The 25,960-nt window shown below is 37.8% G+C and carries 25 protein-coding genes and 1 riboswitch; of the genes, 12 read left to right on the forward strand and 13 right to left on the reverse strand.

All coding sequences use genetic code 11. From position 1 onward, the window contains the following. Positions 1-5: 5 nt before the first annotated feature. From AC5YGB_RS04395 to AC5YGB_RS04410, 4 genes are all read right to left on the reverse strand, one after another. A complete protein-coding gene (locus tag AC5YGB_RS04395) occupies positions 6-932 on the reverse strand; it encodes an FAD-binding protein (protein ID WP_496137985.1) in 927 nt (308 codons plus the stop codon). After that, positions 933-1,694, reverse strand: a complete 762-nt coding sequence (locus tag AC5YGB_RS04400; protein ID WP_496137986.1) for an electron transfer flavoprotein subunit beta/FixA family protein — start codon at positions 1,692-1,694, stop codon at positions 933-935. It lies immediately after the preceding gene. A 123-nt stretch (positions 1,695-1,817) separates the two neighbouring features. Next, a complete protein-coding gene (locus AC5YGB_RS04405) occupies positions 1,818-3,278 on the reverse strand; it encodes an ATP-binding protein (RefSeq protein WP_496137987.1) in 1,461 nt (486 codons plus the stop codon). Continuing rightward, positions 3,275-3,943, reverse strand: a complete 669-nt coding sequence (locus AC5YGB_RS04410) for a response regulator (protein ID WP_020025508.1) — start codon at positions 3,941-3,943, stop codon at positions 3,275-3,277. Before AC5YGB_RS04410 ends, AC5YGB_RS04405 begins: the two co-directional genes overlap by 4 nt. 606 nt (positions 3,944-4,549) lie before the next feature. Here AC5YGB_RS04410 and AC5YGB_RS04415 point away from each other — a divergent pair. Beyond that, the gene (locus AC5YGB_RS04415; RefSeq protein ID WP_496137988.1) at positions 4,550-5,074 is read left to right on the forward strand and encodes a redoxin domain-containing protein; all 525 of its coding nucleotides are present in this window, start codon (positions 4,550-4,552) and stop codon (positions 5,072-5,074) included. Here the strand turns inward: AC5YGB_RS04415 and AC5YGB_RS04420 are convergent. Then, positions 5,071-5,349 (reverse strand): GIY-YIG nuclease family protein, encoded by a 279-nt coding sequence (locus AC5YGB_RS04420; RefSeq protein ID WP_496137989.1) that lies wholly within the window; start codon positions 5,347-5,349, stop codon positions 5,071-5,073. The two genes, AC5YGB_RS04415 and AC5YGB_RS04420, sit on opposite strands and share 4 nt — an antisense overlap. Positions 5,350-5,438: 89 nt before the next feature. On the opposite strand from AC5YGB_RS04420, the gene AC5YGB_RS04425 reads away from it, so the two are divergent. After that, positions 5,439-6,689, forward strand: a complete 1,251-nt coding sequence (locus tag AC5YGB_RS04425; RefSeq protein WP_496137990.1) for an MFS transporter — start codon at positions 5,439-5,441, stop codon at positions 6,687-6,689. Here AC5YGB_RS04425 and AC5YGB_RS04430 read toward each other — a convergent pair. Genes AC5YGB_RS04430 through AC5YGB_RS04450 form a run of 5 tightly spaced genes read right to left on the reverse strand, consistent with a single transcriptional unit; the run spans position 6,686 to position 10,929 of the window. Next, a complete protein-coding gene (locus tag AC5YGB_RS04430) occupies positions 6,686-7,300 on the reverse strand; it encodes an amino acid synthesis family protein (protein ID WP_020025503.1) in 615 nt (204 codons plus the stop codon). The two genes, AC5YGB_RS04425 and AC5YGB_RS04430, sit on opposite strands and share 4 nt — an antisense overlap. Positions 7,301-7,326: 26 nt before the next feature. Continuing rightward, on the reverse strand, positions 7,327-7,680 hold the full coding sequence (locus AC5YGB_RS04435; protein ID WP_026364839.1) for a cupin domain-containing protein: 354 nt from the start codon (positions 7,678-7,680) through the stop codon (positions 7,327-7,329). Positions 7,681-7,704: 24 nt separating this feature from the next. Then, positions 7,705-8,520, reverse strand: coding sequence for a phytanoyl-CoA dioxygenase family protein (locus tag AC5YGB_RS04440; RefSeq protein ID WP_496137991.1), 816 nt, complete (start codon positions 8,518-8,520; stop codon positions 7,705-7,707). Between the two features lie 50 nt (positions 8,521-8,570). Continuing rightward, on the reverse strand, positions 8,571-9,650 hold the full coding sequence (gene alr / locus AC5YGB_RS04445; RefSeq protein ID WP_496137992.1) for an alanine racemase: 1,080 nt from the start codon (positions 9,648-9,650) through the stop codon (positions 8,571-8,573). Beyond that, positions 9,643-10,929 carry a D-amino acid dehydrogenase gene (locus tag AC5YGB_RS04450; protein WP_496137993.1) on the reverse strand — a complete coding sequence of 429 codons (1,287 nt, stop codon included), beginning with the start codon at positions 10,927-10,929 and terminating at the stop codon, positions 9,643-9,645. The genes alr and AC5YGB_RS04450 overlap by 8 nt, the downstream gene beginning before the upstream one ends. A 223-nt stretch (positions 10,930-11,152) precedes the next feature. On the opposite strand from AC5YGB_RS04450, the gene glyA reads away from it, so the two are divergent. The 3 genes from glyA to radA are packed head-to-tail and all read left to right on the forward strand — an operon-like array spanning position 11,153 to position 14,230. Continuing rightward, positions 11,153-12,406 carry a serine hydroxymethyltransferase gene (gene glyA, locus AC5YGB_RS04455; protein WP_496137995.1) on the forward strand — a complete coding sequence of 418 codons (1,254 nt, stop codon included), beginning with the start codon at positions 11,153-11,155 and terminating at the stop codon, positions 12,404-12,406. A 5-nt stretch (positions 12,407-12,411) separates the two neighbouring features. Then, positions 12,412-12,864 (forward strand): transcriptional regulator NrdR, encoded by a 453-nt coding sequence (gene nrdR / locus AC5YGB_RS04460; protein WP_020028140.1) that lies wholly within the window; start codon positions 12,412-12,414, stop codon positions 12,862-12,864. A gap of 4 nt (positions 12,865-12,868) precedes the next feature. Further along, positions 12,869-14,230 carry a DNA repair protein RadA gene (gene radA / locus AC5YGB_RS04465; protein WP_496137996.1) on the forward strand — a complete coding sequence of 454 codons (1,362 nt, stop codon included), beginning with the start codon at positions 12,869-12,871 and terminating at the stop codon, positions 14,228-14,230. A 4-nt stretch (positions 14,231-14,234) separates the two neighbouring features. Here radA and cobO read toward each other — a convergent pair whose 3' ends face one another. Both cobO and AC5YGB_RS04475 read right to left on the reverse strand, forming a co-directional pair. Beyond that, positions 14,235-14,828 (reverse strand): cob(I)yrinic acid a,c-diamide adenosyltransferase, encoded by a 594-nt coding sequence (gene cobO / locus AC5YGB_RS04470; RefSeq protein ID WP_496137997.1) that lies wholly within the window; start codon positions 14,826-14,828, stop codon positions 14,235-14,237. Positions 14,829-14,850: 22 nt separating this feature from the next. Then, positions 14,851-16,857: a TonB-dependent receptor domain-containing protein gene (locus AC5YGB_RS04475; protein WP_496137998.1), complete on the reverse strand. Its 2,007-nt coding sequence runs from the start codon at positions 16,855-16,857 to the stop codon at positions 14,851-14,853. Positions 16,858-16,946: 89 nt separating this feature from the next. Next, positions 16,947-17,064, reverse strand: a riboswitch (cobalamin riboswitch). A 123-nt stretch (positions 17,065-17,187) separates the two neighbouring features. Here AC5YGB_RS04475 and pheA point away from each other — a divergent pair. From pheA to lepB, 5 genes are all read left to right on the forward strand, one after another. Continuing rightward, complete coding sequence (gene pheA, locus AC5YGB_RS04480; protein WP_496136718.1) at positions 17,188-18,267, forward strand: prephenate dehydratase; 1,080 nt, start codon at positions 17,188-17,190, stop codon at positions 18,265-18,267. Further along, positions 18,264-19,331, forward strand: coding sequence for a histidinol-phosphate transaminase (hisC, locus tag AC5YGB_RS04485; protein WP_496136719.1), 1,068 nt, complete (start codon positions 18,264-18,266; stop codon positions 19,329-19,331). The genes pheA and hisC overlap by 4 nt, the downstream gene beginning before the upstream one ends. After that, positions 19,325-20,176, forward strand: a complete 852-nt coding sequence (locus AC5YGB_RS04490) for a prephenate dehydrogenase/arogenate dehydrogenase family protein (RefSeq protein WP_496136720.1) — start codon at positions 19,325-19,327, stop codon at positions 20,174-20,176. Before hisC ends, AC5YGB_RS04490 begins: the two co-directional genes overlap by 7 nt. An 8-nt stretch (positions 20,177-20,184) precedes the next feature. Next, positions 20,185-21,489, forward strand: a complete 1,305-nt coding sequence (gene aroA / locus AC5YGB_RS04495; protein ID WP_496136721.1) for a 3-phosphoshikimate 1-carboxyvinyltransferase — start codon at positions 20,185-20,187, stop codon at positions 21,487-21,489. Positions 21,490-21,553: 64 nt separating this feature from the next. Next, positions 21,554-22,468, forward strand: a complete 915-nt coding sequence (gene lepB / locus AC5YGB_RS04500; protein ID WP_496136722.1) for a signal peptidase I — start codon at positions 21,554-21,556, stop codon at positions 22,466-22,468. Positions 22,469-22,512: 44 nt separating this feature from the next. On the opposite strand, the gene AC5YGB_RS04505 is transcribed toward lepB, so the two are convergent. Then, a complete protein-coding gene (locus tag AC5YGB_RS04505) occupies positions 22,513-23,940 on the reverse strand; it encodes a S41 family peptidase (protein ID WP_496136724.1) in 1,428 nt (475 codons plus the stop codon). A 177-nt stretch (positions 23,941-24,117) separates the two neighbouring features. On the opposite strand from AC5YGB_RS04505, the gene AC5YGB_RS04510 reads away from it, so the two are divergent. Further along, complete coding sequence (locus tag AC5YGB_RS04510; protein WP_496136725.1) at positions 24,118-24,576, forward strand: thioesterase family protein; 459 nt, start codon at positions 24,118-24,120, stop codon at positions 24,574-24,576. A gap of 16 nt (positions 24,577-24,592) precedes the next feature. After that, positions 24,593-25,810 (forward strand): MFS transporter, encoded by a 1,218-nt coding sequence (locus tag AC5YGB_RS04515; RefSeq protein WP_496138015.1) that lies wholly within the window; start codon positions 24,593-24,595, stop codon positions 25,808-25,810. The last annotated feature ends 150 nt before the right edge of the window (positions 25,811-25,960 follow it).

A 25,960-nucleotide genomic window follows, 5' to 3' on the forward strand; every position in this document is an offset into this window, starting at 1 on the left:
CTATTTTATACCTGATAAGCGTTTAATTCATTAAGTGCATCAAATAAGTCGACCTGCCAGACTATATCAGCCATCCTTGACATTGGTGCGTCTGGATCGTTGTTTATCACGACAATGACTTGAGAATCTTTCATTCCAGCAAGATGCTGAATTGCTCCAGAAATTCCAACTGCAAGGTAGAGCTTAGGCGCAACGACCTTTCCAGTTTGCCCAACTTGATAGTCATTAGAAATAAACCCAGCGTCAACTGCAGCCCTTGAGGCGCCAACTGCGGCGTCTAGTTTATCTGCTAACTGCTCGATCATTGCAAAGTTATCTTTAGACCCAAGCCCTCTACCACCAGATACAATGCGCTCTGCAGTAGTTAGCTCTGGACGCTCTGATTGTGACTCTTGAAGAGAAATAAATGTGGAGTTAGATTCTGGCATTGCAGGAGACAAGGCTTCTACAGCAGCAGAACCACCATCTTCAGCATGCTCAAAGGCAGTTGCTCTTACCGTCATGACAATCGTATCATCAGAAGTCTCTACAGTTGCCATCACATTGCCAGCATACAAAGGTCTGACAAAGGTGTTTGATGATTTAATCTCACAGACATCCGAGATAGGCTGAACATCGAGGAGGGCACCAACGCGTGGCAATATATTTTTACTGTAAGTAGATGAGCCTGAAACCAAGAATTTGTAATCAGACATGACATCAGCAATCAGTTTGCTTGCAACTTCTACATTGGCATGCTCAAGAGAATCATCAACGATTGTTTTGACAGTGTTAATTCCACTCATCGAAGCTGCTGCGCTTGCGTTAGCTGAATCGTTAGTGAGAACTAGTGCATCAACGCTATCAGAAAGCTGTAAGGCTGCAGTTAATGCTGCTCTGCTATTTGCGCTGACCTCTGAACCATTTAGTTCAATTAATATAAGTACTGACATTTATAGAACTCCCATTTGATTTAACTCAGTGAATAGCTCTTCAGCAGAACTAATCTGCTTAGAGGCTCTATCTTTGGTGCCTGACTCCTCAACACTGACGACCTTAATACGAGGTGATGTATCAATTCCAAGACTCGATAATTCAATCGTCTCTAATGGCTTAGATCTTGCCTTCATAATGTTTGGAAGTGAAGCATATCTTGGCTCGTTTAACCTAAGATCAACGGTTACGATGGCAGGTAAATTAAGCTTTCTAGTTTCAATACCTGAGTCAATTTCACGGCTGACTTCTACACTGTTAGAGTCCGAACTTAAATCAAATTTAGAGATAAATGTGCCCAGTGAATAATCTAATAAACCAGACAATATTTGACCAGTTTGGTTATTATCATTGTCAACAGCTTGCTTACCCATAATGATAAGCTGCGCTTCCTCACGCTGAATGATATTAGCTAGAATTTTGCCAACATGAAGCGGCTGAAGATCAAGCTCTGAATCAGTCTTAATAAATATAGCGCGATCAACACCCATTGCCAGAGCAGTTCTGAGCGTATCAACCGTTTTATCGGTACCAATACTCACAGCAATGGTCTCAGTAGCAGCGCCACTTTCTTTCAAAGTTAATGCCTCCTCCACTGCAATCTCACAAAAAGGATTCATCGCCATTTTTGCATTTGATAAATCGACCTGCTGAGTCTGCTTATTAACTCGAGCCTGCGTGTAAGGATCGAGAACTCTTTTAACTGGAATAATTATTTTCATATTAGATTAAAAAATTCATTAAAAACTCGCGAATAATACCATATAAATAAGATTTGTCTATCATTACAAATTACAATTTTTTAGACACAATAAACTCAACTTTTATAGACATTTCAATATCCACTATTTAACGTTGAGTGGAAATCTTAGTCTCGCTTCAGCGCCTTGCTGAATAAAACGATTTTGCAAACTAATTTCTCCTCCATGGAGCTTCATAATTTTTCTAACAAACCTTAAACCTAAACCATTCCCCCTAACCCCTGTATCTGGCCTTGTCACTGAGAAAAACCTTGTAAACAGTTTATTGATAACTTGAGGAGGTATTCCGGGCCCATCATCAAGAACAATGATAGAAATAGCAGAGTTCGTTTGAGAGGCTTTAATAGTAATTTTTCCAGAAGCGGGTGTGAAATCTAACGCGTTATTGACGATATTTCCAATGGCCTGAACTAAAAGTATTTTTTCAGCCTTCAGTGTTGCATTGCTGCTAATTTGAATATCGATATTGAGATCCTTATCTAGTATTGTTTTAACACGACTGGGCTCCTTTAAAACCGTATTGACAGCTTCTTTAATGCTCAGTGTTTCGACGTTTTTAAGTGCTTCTCGCCTTTCAATTCTTGATAAGTCAAGTAGCCTATTGACAAGAAGGTCCATATGCTTGTTCGATTCTAGAATATTCTCTACAAAGCGCTTTCTTTGAGCATCACTCATCGGACTTAAAAGGTTTTCAGCGGTCAGTTGTATACCTGTTATAGGTGTTCTGAGCTCATGAGCGAGAGTGTCTATATATTGCTCAACGTCATCTTTCAGTTCAACGTCTGCTCTAGCATCTTTAATTGTTGTTGCAAGCTTATTGAACTGATTATTAAGGTCAGGCATCAAAACATCTTCACCGCTGAAGAGGTTGGCCGTATATTTTTGAACGCGGTTAATATTTCTAGATATACGATAACTTCCCAAAAAGCCAAAGAGTAAGGAGATAACAAAGATATAAAAGATAAATCTTAGGAGATAGCTCTCACCCATTAATTCAATGAGAGGAGCAACCACCACAACGGTTCCAATTATTTCACCATTATTTCCATAAATAGGATTTGAGGCATTTAAAAATCTTGATTTCAGAAAGTATTCTATGACCACGCCTCTGGCTTTTTTTGTTCCAGTTACTTTTTCTGTTACTACACTTGTTGAATCTATCATGCCGCTCAGGGCAGATTCAACCTCATTAGCAGCTCGCATATCTGTGCCTAGAGTAAGTCCTCTTGAATCCAGAACCAAAAGACCATCTTTGTCAGTGACATAAATCGCTAAGTTTTCAAGTTTTTGAGGGCTGTTGGTATCAATCGTATTCCTTTGAGATCGAAGGTAATTGACAATCAAAGTTTCAAAGGTTTCTAGATCAATTTCACCATCATTGTTGTTTTGAGAGGCAACACGGCTCATAAGACTTGAGACCTCAACCATAATTGATTTTGCAGACTCAAAGGTTGTTCTTTGAGCAAATAACCATAAAAGGCTTGAACTTACAATAAAGTAGAGAAGAAAGAGTTTTGTGCCAATATTAAGCTTGAATCGCTTCATTCAATAAGGCTGTATCCAATACCTCTATGAGTTTCAATGTATTCATTAGTTTCATCCAGCTCATGAAGACGTTTGCGTATTGATTTGATATGCGTGTTAATAGTTTTAATATCTGAGCCATGAGGACGATCCCAAATAATACTCATTAAGTATTCCCTTGAGTGGACCCTGTTAGGGTTTTTGACTAAATGCGAGAGTATCTTGAATTCAGCGGGTGTTAGCGTAAGATCTTGATCCATGAACACGACTCTTTGCATAGCGTGATTAATACTAAATTTGGAGTCACCACTTTTAACCTCAGGTTTGACCATTCTGAGTTGGGCGCGAACATGTGCGACAACCAGTCTTGGGCTAAGCGGTTTTGTAACGTAGGCGTTGGCACCTAGTCCCTCGAGACCAAGAACCTGGTCTGATTCATCATCCCTTGCAGAGATAATAATCACTGGCAAGTTAGACTTCTCACGGACTTTTCTTAGTAAATCAAATCCACTCATGTCAGGCAAGCCGACATCGAGTAAGATTAAATCAACCTCATTGTCTTTATGAAACTCGAGTGCATCTTTTCCATTGTCGAACCATTTACAATTAAAAGAATCTTTTTCTAAAATAAAACAGATACTTTCAGCGATTGTTTTATCATCTTCAACTATTAAGATTGTTTCCATATTTAGATCATTATTTATTTAAGAAAGTGGCATTGTAAATTAAAACAAAACAAAAGAAAGAATCTTCATAAAGTCTTCATCAAAACTCCATATATTCAACATTTGACAACGAGTGTTGGAGACTATTATGTGCATATTGTTTTTAGTTTATTAGAGATTTTTCTGCAACTACTACCCCTTTAAGTTGCAGATTAAACAAATCGTTAATACTCTAATCTTTAGATTAGATTATACATACCATTTTGTAAGTCTCTAATAGCTAAAAACAATATTTAGATATTTAGTTTATGTATCAGTTTTTAAAGAACCTCGAATACCTATGTCATTCTCTCTCCGTTTGACAACTGAGGTACCCGCTTTAGTTGGCAGGTTACTCCTACCGGCCAACTAAAGTACTTTTCTTAACTAACAATATTAAATGCAAAAAACAATGCCTAACAATTCGCTTAAAAGATCTACTGTTTCATATTGCAAAAGAAATAACATTGATGAAAAACAGCTTATCAAAGCTATGAATTGGTATCTTAGTGCTAAACGTAGTGCGAAGAATTACTCAAATATTGATTCTTTTTTAAAGCCTTAGATACTATTTCTTAAATTTTGCAAATGACTAGATTATTCAAACAATTCATTATTGTTGCACTTCTATTGCCTTTTTCATTTGCCTCCCTAGCACAGATCAAGGTCGGCAGTAAAGCTCCAAATTTTAATCTTAGTGATCAAAACAGTATCCAGCACCAACTCAGTGATTATGAAGGAAGCTGGGTTATATTGTACTTCTATCCAAAGGATGACACCCCAGGTTGTACTACTCAGGCCTGTGACTTTAGAGATGCAGTCAAAAGAATTATTGCAAGCAAGTCAAATGTCTTTGGTGTTAGCCTTGATAGTGTTGAGTCTCACAAGCGTTTTGCTGATAAAAATAACCTCCCATTTTCACTACTATCTGATGAGTCCGGAGAGGTCTCTGAGGCTTACGACTCTCTTAATAACTTTATGAGCTTTAAGAGCGCTAAAAGAAACACGTTTATTATTGATCCAGATGGAAAAGTTGCAAAGATTTATCTTTCTGTCAAGCCAAGCACTCACTCTCAGATGGTGCTCAATGATTTGAATCAACTTCAAAATTAAAGTGATTTAAAACTATTCACTAAACTCAGTTTAGTTTCTCTGCTCATTTTCTTAATAATGAGTTCCCTTTTAAGGGCATCACTTCTTGAACTAACTTTTTCCTGATAGACTACTTTTAATGGCCTACGAGCTCTTGTGTATTTGGCGCCTCCAGACAATTCTCCTGCATGCTGTTTCAGGCGATTTTCTAGGTCATTCGTGATTCCACAATAGAGCGTTTTATCTCCACACTCAAGGAGATATACTGTCCAAATTTTTGTAGGAATATCAATCATTAAAAACTTTTTACCATATTTATCAAATACAATATTAAATTACACTATAATTCGCGCTTTTTTAAGATTATTTGATTATATAAACAATTATGTTGACAATTGTCATGCGCTCTATATGGCCTATATTTTTAGGCATATTATTTATCAGCTTAGGAAACGGCCTACAAGGAACTCTCAGTAGCTGGAGAGCAGACTATGAGGGCTTTTCAGTCATTACGACTGGATTAGTTATGTCTGGTTATTTTTTAGGGGCATTTGCAAGCTCAATGCTTTCACCAGCTCAAATCAAAAAAACCGGCCAAATCAGAACTTACGCCGCATATGCGTCGATCGCTTCAACGGCGATATTAATACAAATATTGTTTATCGAGCCGCCTGTCTGGTTTATTTCCAGATTTCTGTCTGGTTTTTGTGTTGCAGGCATAATGATTATTGTAGAGGGGTGGCTTAATTCCATCTCGTCTAATGAGAATCGGGGGCAACTATTCTCAATCCATATGGTCGTGGTTTGGGGAGGACTAGCAATGGGGCAGGGCCTTTTTGTTGTAGATAATCCTGCAGGCGTCAGTTTATTTTTGTTGGCATCGATCCTATTGTCTGTTTCACTCATACCCATTCTACTGACTGAGATTAAAGCACCCGATACCGAAATACAAGAATCTTTGGGCATCAAGGCGCTATGGAAGTCATCTCCATCGGGCGTTATAACATTAGGAGTTTCTGGATTGGCTTCTGCTGGTTTTTTTGGAGTAGGAACTATTTATGCGATTAAGTCTGGGCTAAGTGTTTCTGAAACTGCCTTATTTATGACCCTCTTTATTGGTTTTGGCGCAGCCTCTCAGTGGCCATTAGGATGGTTATCAGATAAGATTGATCGACGCAAGGTTATTCTGTTGTGTTGTCTAGTGGTAACCAGTATTTGCATCTTGCTTTCATTGTTTGAATTTTCAAAAACAGTCTTTTTGATATTAAATGGCTTGATTGGAGCATTTACTCTGCCGCTATACTCTCTGGGCGTTGCTCAAACGAATGATCGCTTAAAGCCCAGCCAAATGGTTAGTGCAAGTGGAACCATTATTTTTGTATATAGTCTTTTTGCTGCATTAGGTCCATTTTCGATGAGTTACTTTATTAACTTATTTGATGAGTTTGGATTCTTGCTTTATTTGGCTGGTGTTCATGTGCTCATTGCAATCATTGTGTTTGGCATGATGTTTATTACTGATGACGTTGATGAGTCTGACCAAGCAAACTTCCAGGTCATGGCTCAAAGACCAAGCGTTGTTGGAATGGAGGTTATTGCTGAGGAAGCTTTAGAGTCTCAGCTAGATTCAGACTAAACGCTAGCAGGATTGTCTATATCATGCCCCAGATCTTTGAGGTCCTGGTATCGATCACCAATTCGATGGTGAGGCCTGCCTCCAATTGAGGCGCCCAATGCCACTACAATTTCATCATCGGCTGGAGCGTCAGGGATAGAGAGCTGAATGGTTAGATAATGAGATCGACGCCCTGCATCATTTTTGTCCATGAGTGGAATCATGATAGGCGCATTTGCACCTCCTCGTATATTACAAAAAGAGAGATAGGATTTAGCACCAACCGCTTCTCGATAAAAGTTACCAAAACGAAGGGTGTGAATGATCCCTGAGGCGTGTTCAATTTCACCTTTTAGGCCTACAATTGCTGATTTACCATAGCCTTCCACATTTTCACCCGAGCCGGCCTCATTAATGATCATCTCGGTTAGTTTCTCACCGAGGCCTGGAGCGACATCGAGAATACCAGGCTTCAGATCATTAATAAATTGATCACCTTTTTGCAAGTCAATCCAAGGGTTTTTAATGACTGCAACTGCCGCTATAAGGGTTAGAGGTTTTGGGGCTTCTTTGTTGCCCTCAATATAGGTTTTTTCAACGTGTAACAAAGTTTTTCTTATTTGTGCTGGCATACGATCTCCAATTAATTTTTCTTGCTTTATTCTGAATTAGAGGCTTTATTAAGGCCTCTTTGAAAAACAATAATTAAAGCGCCGGTCTCAGAAAATGATGAGTGCTCACTACCAGGCTCAAAAGAAACAAATTCTCCTTTTCGAAATACAGTGCCATCTGAATCAATGAGCTCGCCTTCTATCATAATAAATTCTTCAAATCCCATGTGCATATGGGGAACAGTTTGGGCGCCTGGATCCATTTTTAAGACGTAGCTTCCTTGTCCTGATATTTGGTCATAACTGATAATATGCCAGCTCATCTTTGGGACGGGCGATCCGTATCGATCAAAGGGCATGAACTCGATGTTGTGTATATCAACGACGTGTCTATCGTGCATAGCTATATTGATTAATAAGTATGTTCAGATGGATGATTGTAACCAATTGTCTTCAGCATAATGACAATTATCATCAACTAAATGAATGCTAAAAGCTTGCCTCGATTTGTTTGATGTGTTTTCAGCGCTATAGTGAGGAAGCTGACCATGAAGAATAATGAGGGTTCCAGCCTTCACTTCCAAAAGATCAAGAGCAGTATCAGGCCAGGGGGATTCGTCTAAAATTTCAAACTCTGTTCCGCCAGATTTAGCCAACTTAAAGCGCTTTTTTAACGGTATTGTGTGACCACCTGTAATCGCTTGAAGGCAACCATTTTCAATATTAGCATCCTCTAGTGCTACCCAAAATCCAATACAGCTCTTTGGAGAAGTATACAAAAAGGTTGAGTCCTGATGAAGGCCGACCTCACCACCAATATTAGGCTGTTTAAAGATATGCATTGATTGAAGTTTGCGAGGTTTTTGAATTCCTAATTGCTTACCAATCTCTGGGATATCAAGCGAATTAATCACCTTTTTATAAATTGGATCTAATTCATGCTGTGCGTGACCAATTTTATTAATTGATTTTTGCTTTGGAACAGTAAAGTTACCCTTGCTATCAATCGCCTTTTCTTCAAAAAAGAATCGAATTTGGTCTCCTGAGCTTAAAAAGTAATCATCACTTGATCTTTCTTGTTCGTTGGTTGTAAAAATTGAGTGCGATGAGGACGGATCAAAATCATCAATTAACGCTTCAGCACGTTCCATTAGAAGTTTTCTTTGGGCGTCACTAAGAAAGTCTTTGACAACGAGGTAGCCATTTTTATTGTAGGATGAGATTTGAGTTGACGTCAACATGATTAAAGAATGTTAAAAATATACATTGGAGATTATATTAGCTTTAGAGTTTAAGAGATATAAGTTTTGTAAACCCTATTTGTAATTTTTGTGAATATCTCATAAGAAATTGTATTGCAGTTTTCAGCAACCACGTCAACAGGGATATTATCTCCAAAAAGCTCCACACGATCACCTATTTGAGGATTTAGAACCCCATCCAAGTCAATTGTGATCATATCCATAGAGACTTTGCCTGCTAGTTTGGCAACAGAGCCATTAATAAAAACGGGTGTACCATCCCTAGCACTTCTGGGGTATCCATCGCCGTAACCAATTGCAACTACGCCAATAGTAGTATCTTTTTTGCAGGTAAATCTATCGCCATAGCCAATAGTTTGTCCTTTTTTAAAGCGTTTAATAGAAATAACTGTCGAAGAGAGTGTCATGACTGGCAGCAGATCCTTGAAATTCTCACTGAATGGAAAAGGGGAAGAGCCATAAAGCATAATTCCTGGCCTTATGAAGTCTCTATGTGAATCTCCATGAGCCATTATTGCAGCCGAATTTGCGAGCGAAGCTCGTTTTTTATTTGAACCTAGAAGGCTATTAAATCTTGATAATTGTTTGTCTGTTGAGTTACTTTCTAGGTTATCTGCGCTGGAAAAGTGTGACATTAATGTGATGTTTTCAACATTTTTACTATTTTCAAGCAGTTGAGAAACTTTTATAAATTCATCCTCTTGAAACCCTAAACGCCCCATACCAGAGTCAATTTTAATAAAAATATTAAATTTGAAGTTTGACTTATTATTAAGCACCCATTGCACTTGAAGGGAATTACAGACAACCAGCCAAAGGTTTAATTGGCTTACCAGTTCTATCTCAGACTCTTCAAAAATTCCCTCCATCAAAAGTATGGGCGTGGAGAGAATTCCTGAATTTCTAAGCTCCTGGGCTTCTTCAGAGCAAGCAACACCATAACAATCAGCATCACCTTCAAGTTGGTGGGCAACCTCTATAGCGCCGTGGCCATAGGCATTTGCCTTAACAACAGCTATCACCTGGGATTGAGGAGCTAATAATTTAGCATAGAGATAGTTTTTTTTAATTGCACTAAGGTTGATCGAGGCAATGCATTTTCTAGCCATAATTTTGGGGTGTTCTATTGGCAAAGCTATAACGGCTCATATCTATTCCTTCTAAAGATATTTCAGGCTCACTTCCAGAAATTAAATTAGCTAATAGTTTGCCAGAACCCGCTGACATTGTCCATCCAAGGGTTCCATGCCCTGTATTTAGATATAAATTACTGTAAGGCGTAGGCCCAATAATCGGAGTGCTATCCGGCGTACTTGGTCTAAAGCCCGTCCAAAAATTTAAATCATTTGTCTGTTCATATGAGTTGGGAAATAATCTATCTATACCTTGCTTTAGAGACTCGAGTGATTTGGCTCTTAATTCCTTATTAAAGTCAGTTAAGTGAGCAATTCCAGCAACACGTATTGTCTCTCCTAGCCTGGTGATTGCAATTTTATTCCTCTCATCCATTATTGTAGATTGAGGGGCATCTTTATCAGCCAAAACAGGGAGAGTGATGGAGTATCCCTTGACAGGATAAATAGGAGTTTGAATGCCAATTTGAGAGAGGATGTTATTGGAGTGACTACCAAGAGAAACAGAATAGCAATCCGCTTTAAATTCCCCTTTACTGGTTAAAACTGCAGAAACTGCATTATTGTGTGTTTCAATGGCATTAATTTCAGTCTTGAACTCAAAATTAACGCCCATTTCTAAACATTTTTTATAAATCTCATTTGAAAATAAATAACAATTTCCAGTAAAGTCATCTGTAAATTGAATCCCCCCAGCAATTTTATTTTTTACATATTTAAGGCCAGGCTCAATCTTTAAACAACCCTCAGGATCAAGAAGCTCAGATTTAATATTAAATTTTTCTAAAATTGAAATATCTTTCTTTGCCTTGTCAATCTCCTTGTAATCCCAAAAAAGTTGAAGAGAGCCTTGTTTTCTCTGCACATAATTGATATCAAAATCTCCCTCAATTTCAAGTAATGCTTTTTGAGAGTAATTAGCAATTCTAAGCATACGACTTTTATTAACTTCATAGCTTTTTAAATTACAGTTTTTATACAATCGATACATGAACTTAATAGTCTCAATGCTCATGTTTGGGTTAACAACAAGAGGTGATCGCCCTGACAAAGCCCATTTTAAAATATTAAGGGGAAGTCCAGGAGACGCCAAAGGGGATGTAAAGCCATAGGATAAGCAGCCAGCATTCGCATGGCTAGTCTCCATAGCAACACTATCTTGCCTGTCAATGACAGTAACATCATGTCCCTGTTTAGCAAGGAAATAGGCTGAAGTTGTTCCAATTACTCCAGCACCTAAAACGAGAACTTTCATTCTTTTATGGGAATTAAAAATGTCAATTTTACCACTTTGAAATATGGATTATTTGTTCTAGAAATTGAGTAATTTATTGAAGGATATACTTTAAATATTTTTAAATAATAACCATATAAAAATCATACTATAAATGCTTGTAAAAAAAGAATAATTATCTCTATGCTTTTTGAAATAAAGCGTTTAAAATCATCATATTAATTATCTATTTTTGGAGCGAGTTATGTTTGATAAAAATCTTACATTAAATGATGTTGATCCCGATATCGCTAAGGTCATAAGTGCTGAGGAAGCTAGGCAAGAGGCTCATATCGAATTAATTGCATCTGAGAACTATACTTCTCCTGCTGTAATGTACGCTCAAGGCTGTCAAATGACTAATAAATATGCAGAAGGTTATCCTGGTAAGCGTTACTATGGTGGTTGTGAGCATGTTGATGTTGCAGAAACTCTTGCTATCAGCAGAGCAAAAGAGCTTTTTGGAGCGGCCTATGCCAATGTTCAGCCACATTCAGGCTCAACGGCTAATGCAGCAGTCTTTCAAGCGCTTCTAGTTCCGGGTGATACAATATTAGGCATGAGTCTTGCTCATGGTGGGCACTTGACTCATGGTGCGGGGCCATCATTTTCAGGAAAGCACTACAAAGCCTTTCAGTATGGGCTTGATGAGTCTACTGGTGAAATTGATTATGATGAGGTTGAGAGACTTGCTCTAGAGCACAAACCAAAAATGGTTATTGCTGGATTCTCAGCTTACTCAAGAATTATTGATTGGCAGCGTTTCAGGGATATTGCTGATATGGTTGATGCCTATCTACTAGTAGATATGGCTCATGTCGCAGGTCTAGTTGCCACAGGTGACTATCCTTCGCCAATAAATATTGCTGATGTCTGCACGACAACAACTCATAAAACTTTAAGGGGGCCTCGTGGCGGTTTAATTGTTGCCAGAGCCAACGAAGAAATAGAAAAAAAACTTAATTCTGCCATTTTTCCTGGAATCCAGGGTGGCCCATTAATGCATATTATTGCAGCTAAAGCTATTGCCTTTAAAGAAGCGATGAGTGAGGACTTTAAGTCTTATCAGAAGCAAGTCGTTAAAAATGCAAGAGCGATGGCTGGTGTCTTTATGGAAAGAGGTTATGATGTTGTTTCAGGTGGAACTGATAACCATGTATTTTTAGTTAGCTTTATTGAGCAAGGATTGACAGGAAAGCTAGTTGATGCAACTCTAGGTTCAGCCCATATTACTGTTAATAAGAATTCTGTACCAAATGACCCTCAATCTCCATTTGTAACCAGTGGAATTAGAATTGGAACTCCCGCGGCAACGACGCGTGGTTTTGGTGAATCTGAGTGTAAGGATATCACTAACTGGATTTGTGACATCTGTGATGATATTGAAAATAATGAAGTCATAAATGAAGTTAGGGTAAAGGTTGAAGAGCTTTGCTCTAGATTTCCAGTCTATAAGTAACTCAGATGCGCTGTCCTTTTTGTCAATCTGATGACACCAAGGTTTTAGATACTCGACTACTGGATGATGGCTCACAAGTTCGCCGAAGAAGGGAGTGCTTAGCATGCGGGGAGAGACACTCAACTCGAGAGACCGTTGACCTTAACCTTCCAAGGTTGATTAAAAGTGATGATTCTAGGCAGAGCTTCAGTGAAAATAAGTTACGCTCAGGTTTGCTAAAGGCGCTTGAAAAAAGACCTGTTGAAACTTCAAAAATTGAAATGGCCATTCAAAAAATTCAAAGGAAATTGATGGCGCAAAATGATAGAGAGGTTCCTTCTTCGATGCTAGGTGAGTGGGTTATGGAGGAGCTTAGAGCGCTTGATGAAGTAGCCTATATTCGTTTTGCCTCTGTTTATAGGCAGTTCCAAGATATCGAAGAATTCAAGAGTGAAATTGACAAGTTAATCAATAAGTAATCTTATGGCTAAGACAAAAGTAGAGTTTGTATGCCGAGAGTGTGGGGCGTCTCACCACCAATGGGCTGGCCAGTGTTTAGACTGCAAAGAATGGAACACACTTGAAGAAATTGTCATATCGCAAGCAACATCATCCAAGCCAGAGAGCTTAAAGGACCTTCCAGCTTCAAAAGTTCAAAATCTAACTGAGATTAAAGCACAAAATAAAGATCGCCTTTCAACTGGCCTATCGGAGTTAGATCGAACACTTGGTGGTGGTCTTGTTGATGGATCAGTAGTTCTGATAGGGGGTGACCCTGGAATTGGCAAATCTACTCTAATTCTTCAAGCTTTGGCTAAACTCAATAGTGATAATACAACTTTGTATGTCAGTGGAGAGGAGTCTGCTGAGCAGGTTAGTGAAAGGGCAATTAGACTTGGTATTAAGGAGGATATTCTTTTTATAGGTGAAACTCACTTAGAGAAAATAATCAAGCTGTCTAAAGACGTAAAACCAAAAGTGATTGTTATTGACTCTATTCAAACGATGGTGACTGATCTTTCAGCATCAGCGCCTGGATCTGTAACTCAGGTCAGAGACTGCGCAGCTCAGCTTACTCAGTTCGCTAAGCAAACTAATACTATTTTATTGATGATTGGCCATGTAACAAAGGGTGGAGCGCTTGCGGGACCAAGAATACTTGAACATATGGTGGATGCAGTCCTATACTTTGAGGGGGATGCTGGGGGTCGTTATCGAATTATTAGGGCTGTAAAAAATCGTTTTGGTGCAGTGAACGAGATAAGCGTATTCGCGATGGGTGAAAAGGGGCTTCAACAAGTTAGCAATCCATCCTCTATATTCCTTTCTAATCAAGAGAATCCTTCATCTGGATCAATGGTCATGGTTACTAGAGAAGCCACCAGACCGCTTTTGGTCGAAATACAAGCACTGGTTGATCAATCGAATGGAACACCAAAAAGAGTCAGCGTAGGGCTAGATCAGAATCGACTTGCTCTTCAGCTTGCTATTCTTCATAAACATTCAGGAATTGCAACGTTTGATCAGGATGTTTTTATCAATGTAGTTGGTGGTATTAAAGTGAGCGAAACTGCATCAGATTTAGTTGTGATGCTCTCTATTGTCTCAAGTCTTAGAGATAAAGTAATCCCAAGTAAATGGATTGCGTTTGGCGAGGTTGGATTAACCGGTGAAGTAAGGCCGGTATATAATGCCCAGGAAAGGCTATCTGAGGCTCAAAAGCAAGGATTTGAGCTGGCTATTATCCCGAAAGGGAATGAGCCCAAAAAGCCCATAAAAGGTATACAAGTGATTCCAGTTGGGTATTTATATCAAGCAATTCAATACCTTTTAGAAAACAGTTAATTATTTATAAGTCAATCCCTTTTTGAGCTCTAATATTAGCTCTAAAAGCGTGTTTTACATCCTCAACCTCGCTCACAGTGTCCGAAGCATCTATTAAGCCTTTACTGGCAGCTCTTCCGGTTATAACGACATGTTGATTCTCAGGTCTGTTTGATAGTGTATTCAAAATTTCAGCTTCATCAAGATAGTTGTAATTAATCATGTAAGTAATTTCATCTAAAACAACTACAGAAATCTTAGAGTCAGAAAGAAATTTTTTTGCCTCAAGCCAGGTTTCAATGGCTCTTTTCTTATCCAGTTCTTGATCTTGAGTGTTCCATGTAAAACCACTTTCCATATGAGCAGAAAGAATATTTGGGTGATTATCTAAAAAAAGATCTTCTCCTGTCTGCTGCTCACCCTTTAAAAAGCGAACAAGACCAACCTTCATGTTATATCCAAGAGCTCTACAAATCATACCCATAGCTGAAGATGACTTCCCCTTACCATTACCAGTCAAAAGAACAATGATTCCAGTATCAATATTAGCTTCATCAATACGGGAATCAATATATTCTTTTTTACGCTGCATGCGCTTTTTATAGCTAGTTTCACTCATCTAATTAAGCCTTCATAGTGCATTAAAATTTGTATGTAAGTCCTGCTTTAATATTTCTAGTCGAGTTACCTGGGTATATAACATCATCTCTCAAACGCGTTCCATAGCTATTTTCAAATAAATTTTCAACATCAAAAGAAAAGCTTAGGTCATCGTTGGGGTTGTAAGAAAAGTTAAAGTTTGTTGAATTATATTCCGGCTGTTTTTTTGTAAATATATTTGCATAATCCTCTTCTGCAAAAGCTTCACTACGATATTTTTGAGTCAGTGTCATATTAGTCTTATTGCTCAAGCTATATATAACAGAAGCTGAAATATTATGCTTTGAGGTCATTGGATTTGTTTTTCCATTTAATACACCTTCGCCTTTATCATCCGAATCTATCTTAGCAATTGTATAAGCGTAATTAAGGCTAGTGGACCATTTTGGACTAAAAACATATTTATTCTGAAGCTCTAGACCTTGCTTATGAGATTTATCAAGATTTAGATTATCACCATATAGCCCACAATCTGATGCTGCATTTGACTTACATAAAAACATTTCGTCTTTAATATTTGAGCGATATAAGGTTAACTTAGTCTTGGAATTATCAGTTAGATGGTTTAGTCCAATATTGAAGGTTCTGCTTTTAGATGGGCGGACAAACCCGTTGAATACTTGACCGGTAGCAGGCCATGTAGCAGAAATAAAGAATCGATCAATTAAAGGGGCTTGAAAGGCATGGTTATAATTCGTAAATATAGTGGTATTAGGGCTCAAAGAGGTATTTATACCAATATCAAACGCATTTAAATCATATTCGCCAGACAATGCAGTGCCAGACTCAGGGCTGTAATTATAATCTACTTTTTCCGAGCGAGCACCAACGGTAAATACTGAATCATTTCTGAAATATTGAAGCTGAGAAAATACACCTAAGTTTTCCTTTGAAGTTGTATTACGAGAGCTAACACTGGTTGATTCAACTGTTCTCTTCCCATCAAATATATTTACACCACTATCAATTTTTATTTCTCCATTTGTATATGTTAATAGGTAGTCATTGCTCTTATAATCATACTTGTAGTTATCAACGGTTGCTCCTGAGTAAGAGTAAAAATTTCTACTTTCTTTATCAATAGCTGATCTATTTGTTGTGAATTCAAAATTTTCACCCCAGTTACGTTTTACTTTGAAGTTAGTTGTACTTGACTCAGCATCACGGTAGGTGTATCTGCTTCCAGATCCACTTCCAGTTGGGTCAGCTTCAAATTGAGCATCACTAAGGTAGTTTGGATATCTAATGTCAGAATTAGTTCTATAAAGGTCTAGTGATATTTCTGTCCCACCATCAGTAGTATAGGTGCCACCAATACTTGATTTAGTTTGTTTGCCTTTATCTTTAACTCCTCCAGTAGCAGCTTTATGAAAGCCATCATGCTTGGAGTTATCTAAAGAAATATTTAAGTCAATTTTTTCATCATTAATACCAACAGATGCAGAGGTTTGAGAGACGCCATAATTTCCTGAGGTTGTTGATATTTTAGTCTGTATATTCTTTTTTGTATAAAAATGAATAGCACCTGCCATCGCGCTATCACCATAAATTACTGACCCACTTCCTTTAGTAATTTCGACTCTTTCAATATCATTGATGTTAACTCCAGCAATTTCTGGGCCACTAGTATCAATATTATTGAGTCTTCTGCCGTTTAAAGTAACAACAAGATTATGAGAACCAATAGTTAAACCATAACCACGAGCGGAGATTTTTTTAGAAAATCTATTTCCAGACGATGGAGCAAGTGATAGCGAGGTGTTTTGTGATAAAAAATCATAGATATTGGTTGCATTTGAATTTTTAATATCATCTTGCGTATAAACCTCTGATGAAAATGGAGCAAAAGTATCCACTTCATTAAAGTAATTAGAAGATAACTCTGTAGGATTTAAAGTAATTTTGATTGGACCGATTACAGCGTTTGAAGGTTGCGATAAAACAAGTGCTGAAAAAGAGACAGCAAGAAATATTTTTTTATTAAACATTATGACCCCTTATAAATAGAAATTTAAAGAGGGATTGAGAGATAAAGAGTCAATCAATTATGAATCCTTAACTCACCACCCATCGTAGTATTAAGTAAATCAATTTGACACGTATCGGACTAATCTAGAAGAAACACCGTTGCGAGGGCAGCGTTGGAATCACACCAACTTCCGTCGTCAAATTTAGTCAGATTATATCTTTTTTTAAAAAATGCGCAATAGTTTAATTACTAAAGTTTTTTTTATTCATATACATAATAATAACAATGCTTTTAAGTGGATTAAGTCTTAGGTAAAATACACCCAAAACATTCAACTAAAGCTTTGCTAATGAAAAGTAGGTCGCTTCAAAATTTAAGGTCAGAAATTGACGAACTGGATCAAAAGATTCAGCTCCTTATTTCTGAGCGTGCAGACCTCGCTGCAGAGGTTGCACTAGTTAAGCAAGAATCAAATACTCAAACTGCTTTCTATCGTCCTGAGAGAGAGGCTGAAGTTCTCAGTAAAGTGATTGAAAGAAACAAAAGTCTTCTTAAGGACAAAGATATTGCTCTCATTTTTAGAGAGATTATGTCGGCATGCCTTGCACTTGAGCAGCCACTAAAAATCGCTTTTCTAGGTCCTGAGGGTACGTTTACTCAAGAAGCAGCACTCAAACATTTTGGTCATGGCGTTTCTCCGCTTGACTGTGGAACAGTGGATGAGATTTTTCATCAAGTTGAAACTGATAATGCGCAATATGGCGTTGTTCCTATTGAAAACTCCTCAAATGGTGTCATTGGAACGTCTCTTGATATGCTTTATAGTCATGACTTAAATATTTGTGGAGAGGTTGAAATTGCTGTTGCTCATCACCTTATGATGCAGGATCAATCTCAAGAAATTAAGGTAATTTATGCGCACCAACAAGCACTTGATCAGTGCCATAGATGGCTAGCTAATCATTATCCAAATACAGAGTTAAGGCCAGTAGCTTCAAATGCTTTAGGTGCTAGAATGGTTAAAGATGAGCCTAATGCTGCTGCCATTGCCTCAAAGGTTGCTTTAAACATTTATGGTCTTCAAAGAGTAGCTAAAAATATCGAAGATAATGCTGGAAATGTTACTCGCTTCATAGTTATTGGAAAGGATGAAGTGCCAATGGGAATAAATGACAAAACCTCACTATTGGTTGTGACAAAGCACGAATCTGGTGCTCTTTTTGATCTATTGGAGCCTTTTAAAGATAACAACATTAATATGCTCCAGTTAGCAAGACACCCCATACCTGGTGTAAAGTGGGAATATCTGTTTTTTATTGATATAGAAGGGCATCAAAATAACGACATTGTGAAAGATGCTATCTCCAAGATCAAATCTAAAGTCTCTAAGTTGGAAATTCTTGGCTCGTACCCAATAGCAGTCTTATGAACGCCTGTGAATCAATCCTTGGCTTGAGTCCATATCAAGGAGGAAAGCCAATTGAAGAGCTTGCGAGAGAGCTTGGCTTAACTAAAATTTCTAAGCTTGCCTCCAATGAGAATCCTTTAGGGATCAGCAGTAAAGTCAAAGAGGCAATTAATGACTCACTTTCGAGTATCAATCGTTACCCAGATGGTAATTGCTTCGAACTTAAAAAGGCTATCGCAACCAAACATAATGTGACCTCTGAGATGATCTCATTGGGTAATGGGTCGAATGAGCTATTAGAGTTAATCGCAAGGGTTTTTGTCTCAAAACAAACTGATGAAGTTATTTTTTCACAGTATGCATTTGTTGTTTATCCACTTGTCACTCAGGCTTTAGGGGCAACTGCTGTTGTCTCACCTGCAAAAAACTTTGGCCACGACTTAGATTCAATGCTGAGTATGATTACAACGAATACTAAACTTATTTTTGTTGCTAATCCTAATAACCCAACTGGCACACTTCTTACTGATAAAGAGGTTTATAACTTTTTAAAACAAGTTCCTGAAGGCATTCCTGTGGTTCTTGATCAAGCCTATTTTGAATATTTAAATATTGATGACTCTGCCATTGAATGGCTGAGTGAATTTAGTAACCTTATCATTACTCGCACTTTCTCTAAGGCATATGGACTAGCTGGTCTTCGAGTTGGATATTCACTTTGTAGCCCTCTAATTGCTGATTTCATTAATCGCGTCAGAGAGCCATTCAATGTGAACTTCACAGCACAAGTTGCGGCTATTGCTGCCTTGAAAGATGATGACTACTTGTCAGAATCTATCAAGGTCAATTCTGATGGATACGAGCAGTTGGTCGAATGTTTTAAATCGCTTCATTTAAACTTTATACCATCGCATGCAAATTTTATTGCTGTTGAGTTTGATGATGCCATGGACATATATAACGCTCTTCTTAAAGAAGGAGTCATTGTTAGGCCTGTTGAGATGAGTGGATATCTTAGAATTTCAATTGGCACTTTCGAAGAAAATGCACATCTCATAGCTGCTCTTAACAAAATCTTATGCTAAATAAAATTACAATCATAGGTGTGGGACTTATTGGAGGCTCTCTTGCAAAAGCCATAAAGGCTAACAAATTAGCTAATTTAGTATGCGGATATGGTAGAGATCAATCTCGACTAGAGAAGGCTAAAAAAGGCAATATCATTGATGAGCTATCAACTGATATGGCTGAGGCAATTAAAGATGCTGATATCGTTGTTATTGCTACTCCAGTTGGAACTTTTAAGCAAATACTTAAAGAAATAGAGCCATTCATCTCTGATCAAGTCATTATTACTGATGTTGGCAGCACTAAAACTAATATCATAAAAATTGTGAACGAAGTTTTAGCTAAAAAATCTAAATGCTTTGTACCTGCACACCCGATTGCTGGAAAGGAAAAGAGTGGCTTTGAGGCCAGCGTTCCGGATCTATTTGAAGACAAGAAAGTCATCATTACGCCCTTAGAGAATAATGCGCCTGAGTCCACTCAAATCATTCACGACATGTGGAGTAAGGTTGGTGCTGATGTAGACTTTATGAGTCCTGAGTCTCACGATGAGCTACTTGGTATGACCTCCCACTTACCCCATATGCTTGCTTTCTCTCTTGTCAATTATCTAGTGAGTCAAAACCCAACGGCTTCAATCTATGCAGGTGGAGGGTTTAAAGACTTCTCAAGGATTGCCTCTGGCGATGCTGTCATGTGGAGAGATATTTGCCTACAAAACAAAGATCAAATCACTGATCATATAAATGGCTATCAAGCAACTCTTAGTGAGCTTAAAGATGCTATCAATAGCGATAACAGTGAAAAACTTGAGTTGCTATTCAGGACTGCGAAAAATACAAGAGATTCATGGGTAGGTTAAGTTAATCGATGGCTAGCTTTGTAACGTCACACTCTAAATCATTATCAGGATCAATCAGGGTGCCTGGAGATAAATCAATTTCCCATAGATCTATCATGCTCGGTTCAATTGCAACGGGAACAACTAGGGTCTCAGGATTCCTTCAGGGAGAGGATAGTTTGGCGACCTTGAACGCATTCAAGGAAATGGGAGTTTCTATTGAGCGAAAAGGCTCTGATGTGATCATTCAGGGTGTTGGAATGCATGGCTTAAAAATGCCAACAAACTCTTTAAATCTTGGAAATTCAGGAACCTCAATTCGACTGATGTCGGGCCTTCTGAGTGCACAATCATTTAACTCAGAGCTTTGCGGAGACAAATCACTATCCAAAAGGCCAATGGGAAGAGTGATTGAGCCTCTTCGTCAAATGGGTGCAGACATCTCAGGTCTAAATTCAATGCCACCTCTTTCGATTAACGGCGGAAAGACTTTGTCGGCTATCGAGTATACTTTGCCTGTTGCATCAGCTCAGATTAAATCCTGTATCTTATTAGCAGGCCTCTATAGTAAAGGCTCTACAACAGTTATTGAGAACGGCATATCAAGAGATCATACAGAGCGTATGCTCAGAGGCTTTGGTTATGAAGTTCAAACCTCACCCAACAAAATATCGATTGAAGGTGGAGGATACTTAAAGGCTTGCAATATTGAAGTGCCTAGTGATATCTCTTCAGCAGCATTTTTTATGGTTGCAGCATGCATATCAGATGATGCTGATATTGTTTTAGAAGCGGTTAACATCAATCCAACTCGAACAGGCGTCATTGATATTCTTAAATTAATGGGCGGCCATATAGAGCTGATGAATGAGAGGGTTGAAGCTGGTGAATTAATTGCAGATATTAGAGTTAGATCTTCAAACCTCAAAGGGATTCAAATTCCAAAAAAACTAGTCCCACTGGCTATTGATGAGTTCCCTGCAATATTTATTGCTGCCTGTTGTGCTGATGGTGAAACCCTTCTGACAGGCGCAAAAGAGCTTAGAGTGAAAGAGTCAGACCGGATACAAGTGATGGCTGATGGATTAACATCGCTGGGTATTTTAAATCATGTGCTAGAAGATGGTATTAGGATAGTAGGCGGTAAATTTAAAGAACAAACCACACCCATTGAGTCTCACCATGACCATCGCATCTCTATGGCATTTGCCATTGCATCGGTCAGTTCAGATTCAGATATAAAGATTGAAGGGGTTGATAATGTAAAAACATCTTTCCCTAATTTTGTTGCACTAGCCAACTCAATCGGAATGAGTATTACTGAAAGCGCTTAGATACTAAGTTAAGCAAAAAGCCATCAGGTTGTTATAATACGCCCTTTAAAAAAAACTCTATTCTATGTCTATATACGAAGCAGTATTAAAAAACGCTGAACCATTCTTTGCTTGGGATGTTCTCTCATGGCTATTTGTTGCAATGATATTTGCAATTGTTATTGTTTTGATTGATCTAGCTCTTTCTAAGGGTGATCAAGAGCCTGCATCAGATGCCATAGTAGAAAAATCAAAATTTAGCAAAATTGCCTATTTTTTAATTTTTTTAAAGTTCTCAAAATCTGAAAAATATAGCCACAGGCCTAAACTTGTTCAGTGGTCAATCGAGTTGTTCCCTGTTTTACTTTTAGTGTTAGTCTTTAGGGGGTTTATATTTGAACCTTTTCGTGTTCCATCAAACTCAATGATGCCGACGCTTTTAACGGGTGACTTTATACTAGTCAATAAATTTGATTATGGCTTCAGACTCCCTATATCAAACTCCAAACTTGTTGAATTCTCAAAACCAAATAGGGGTGATGTTATTGTATTTAGGTATCCAAATTATGAAAAAAACCCTGGCTATTCAGGGGTTGATTTTATTAAACGAATTGTTGCTGGTCCTGGCGATATAATTTCATATAAAAATGATCAATTGACTATCAACGATAATTCAATGGATATTAAGATAATTGGGCCTTATATCGGTGTCGACTCAGGCAAACCCATGAATAACTACAAACTTGTTCAAGAGTTCATAGACTCAATGCCTCATGAAATCCTTTTAAATCCCAAAGGGCACTCAAAAGAGCTTCCTGAAATTACGATCCCTGAGGGACACTATTTTGTAATGGGTGATAATCGTGCACACAGCAGTGATTCTAGATTCTGGGGCTTCGTCCCAGAGGATTACATTATAGGGCGTGCAATTGGAATCTGGATGCACTGGGACTGGAACTTCAACACCATGCAATTTAGTAGGATCGGTGGATTTGACTAAAGATTAAAAGTGCCCTCAATTCAATAACTGAGAGCACCTTGGTTTTATTTATTATAAATCTTTAAAGCTTTAAGAACGTTCACAGCTTCATGGACATAGTAGTCTTCGAGTAAAAGGTCTATGAACTCCTGATCACGTTCAGCAGCAATCTTATCCTGTGACTCAAGGATTTCCTCTGGGGTAAGCTCAGTCGGATTAACTTCATCTTGCGAACCTAAAGTATCAACTTCAGTAGAGTCTGACTTTGAATCTGATGTATCTTCAGGTTTAGTTTCATCTTCATCCTGCGCTGATAGCGCATTCTTAAGATCTTTTTCCTTTGAACTAAAGTCTATTGACTCTTCTTCCTCATCTTCATCTTTCAATGAAATGTTATCGAGTGCAATGTCTGGAGAAATTCCCTTCGCTTGGATAGATCTTCCTGAGGGAGTGAAATATCTAGCAGTTGTAAGTTTAAGACCGTAACCATCCTGAAGACTCATCATGGACTGGACGGAGCCTTTACCAAAGGACTCTTCACCCATAATGATAGCGCGTTTGTGATCTTGCAGAGCGCCAGCAACAATCTCAGAGGCTGATGCAGAGCCCACATTCATGAGGACAACAATTGGCGCACCATTCAAGATATCACCCGGTTTAGTTGGAAAAGACATATTTGAAGTAGGAGTTCTGCCTTCCGTGTAAACAACGATTCCTGGCTCATCAATAAATAAATTAGAAATATCAATTGAAGAATCAAGGAGTCCACCAGGATTATTTCTTAAATCAATAATCAGTGAATCAAGATCACCTTCATTTTTCCTTACTAAGTTAGCAATAATTTTTTCTACAACCTCAGCTGTTGGCCTTTGGAACTGTGCGATTCTAAGGTAACCAATACCATCAGAGACAATCAGACCTTTGGCCGAAGTTATTGTGATAACTTCTCTGGTGATCTCGACTACAAAAGGAGCAATATCAGGCCTACCAATTGTTAGTTTAATGGTTGTTCCAGGAGCACCCCTCATAAGCTTGACACCCTCCTCGAGATTTATTTGACTTACATTTTGGTCACCGATTTGCAAAATAATATCTCCTGCTTTGAGTCCAGCCCTGTAAGCAGGGGTATCATCAATTGGAGATACTACCTCTATAAAGTCACCTTTAGTACCAATGACTATCCCAAGACCTCCAAATTTACCCATAGTGCTCTCGCTGACCTTAGACTGAGCAACTGGCTCTAAGAAACTCGAATGAGGGTCTAGTCCTTCAATGAGACCCCTTATAGCATTGTTAAAAAGTGTTTCATCATCAATGTCATCAACATACATCTGTTTGATTTGAGAGAATACAGCAGTAAAGGTATTTAGCCCCTCGAAGAATGATGGGGAGTCAAGGGGTGAGTAATTGTCATCATCTGCAACAGTTGAGGTTGCAAATAAAATAAAAACTGAAAGCGCAAAAGATTTAAAAAAAGTCTTTAAGTTGATCATAAGGATGCCTGAAGGTCTCAAAAAAAAATTTAATTGTACTAATAAACTAACAATATAGCATGAAGAAATAATATAGTTTTTATGAAGAACATTTTAACTTTTAATTTATAAAGATGTATGCTGAACTAAAATTGTCATCTTAAATCTAAAAAAGAAAATGGATTAAGGGCATTTCATATGGACAAAATTTTAAAAGACTTTAATTTTATTATTGACATTAAAGTTGACTGGGGAGATATGGATGCACTCCAGCATGTTAATAATATTGAGTATTTCAAGTATTTTCAAACGGCTCGAATTGCATACTTTGAAAATATAAACTCTGGTGACTTGTTTGGAGAGTCAAGAATTTCAACGATATTGGGCTCCACCCAGTGCAAGTTTATTCATCCACTTTTTTATCCAGATAGTATTTCAGTAGGCGTTAGAGTAAACTCAATGGCAGATCAGTATTTCACTATGAAATATGAAGTAAAGAGTCATAATCACCAAAGGCTTGTCGCTATTGGTGATGCAAAAGTGGTTGCATTTGATTACGTCAACAATAGAAAAGCTTCAATACCTTATGAGGTAAGAAATACAATCATTAGTTTTGAAAAAACTAAAGTTGAAATCCTCAGTAAAAGCTCTTCCTGATGACTCAAACTTAACGATGGATGATTATATTCTTCCAAAAAAACAAGCTATTATTGTTTTTTTTGTTTTTGCTTTTGGCTATTTTTTATCGTGCTTGTTAAGAGCTATCACAGCTACACTTTCTCCAGTATTAACAATTGAATTTGATTTAATGGCAGCAGATTTGGGGCTGCTTGCTGGCGGTTATTTTTTAGGTTTTGCATCCATGCAAATACCTCTTGGGTATTTGTTAGATAAGTTTGGACCCAAAAAAATTGTATCTTCATTTACATTAATTGCCTTTATTGGAACTATCTCTTTTGCCCTAGCCCAAAGCTTTTCAGGTTTACTAGCTTCCAGGATATTAATTGGAGTTGGGGTAAGCGCTTGCCTAATGGCGCCATTAACAGGATATAGAGTTTGGTTTGCGGAAAACCAACAGCAAAGAGCAAACTCATGGATGTTAATGATTGCTTCGTTAGGGTTTTTATCGTCAACACTTCCTGTTCAACTTTTATTACCAACGCTGGGCTGGAGGTGGATGTTTGGTGGAATTGCAGTGTTAATACTAATTAGCATAATTTTGATGTTGACCTTTATTCCAAAATGGGATCACCAAAAAGATGAGTCTTTAAATGGCTCATTTGCCGATGTATGGAAAAATAAATTTTTTATCAGTGTTATTCCGCTGGGATTGTTTAATTATGGCGGCTTAATGGCAATCCAAACTCTGTGGGCAGGACCCTGGATGACAAGAGTAGCAGGGTATTCTCCTCTTGAAAGCGCTACAGGATTGTTTTGGATAAATATTACAATGCTAGTTTCATTTTTCTTATGGGGTTATTTTTTACCTAAGATTACAAATTTGGGTTTTAGTGCAATAAAAATATTAAAACTTGGCATACCATTAAGTTTTTTAGTGATGTTAACTATTATCCTTTTAGGACCAAAAGCGGGTGCATTTTATATAACATTATTTATCCTAACTTCAGTCTTCTTGACTGTAATACAGCCAGCTGTAGGCTTGTCTTTTCAAAGCCATCTAGCAGGCAAGGCGCTTACGTCATTTAATTTATTAATTTTTTTAGGAGCTTTTATAATGCAATGGTTTATTGGCCTTGTAATCGACTTAGTTAAAGGTTTGGGCTTTAGTGAAATCATAGGATTTAAAGCGTCCTTTTCAGTTTTCTTATTATTAAGTTTGATGTCTTACATTTTCTTTTTAATTATTAACAAAAAACCACAATCGGTTTAACATGGAAAAGCCACTTAAAATTATTGGCATATTAATCTTGACTTGGGTCCTAATGAGGGGGCTTTTTTTATAACATGAAATATATAAATTTTTTCTGTAGGGATTGAGAGTCAACAATCTACTGCTGAACGATTCTCTCACCTAAACAAA

The sequence above is a fragment of the Candidatus Pseudothioglobus sp. uisw_142 genome (genome assembly GCF_059512465.1).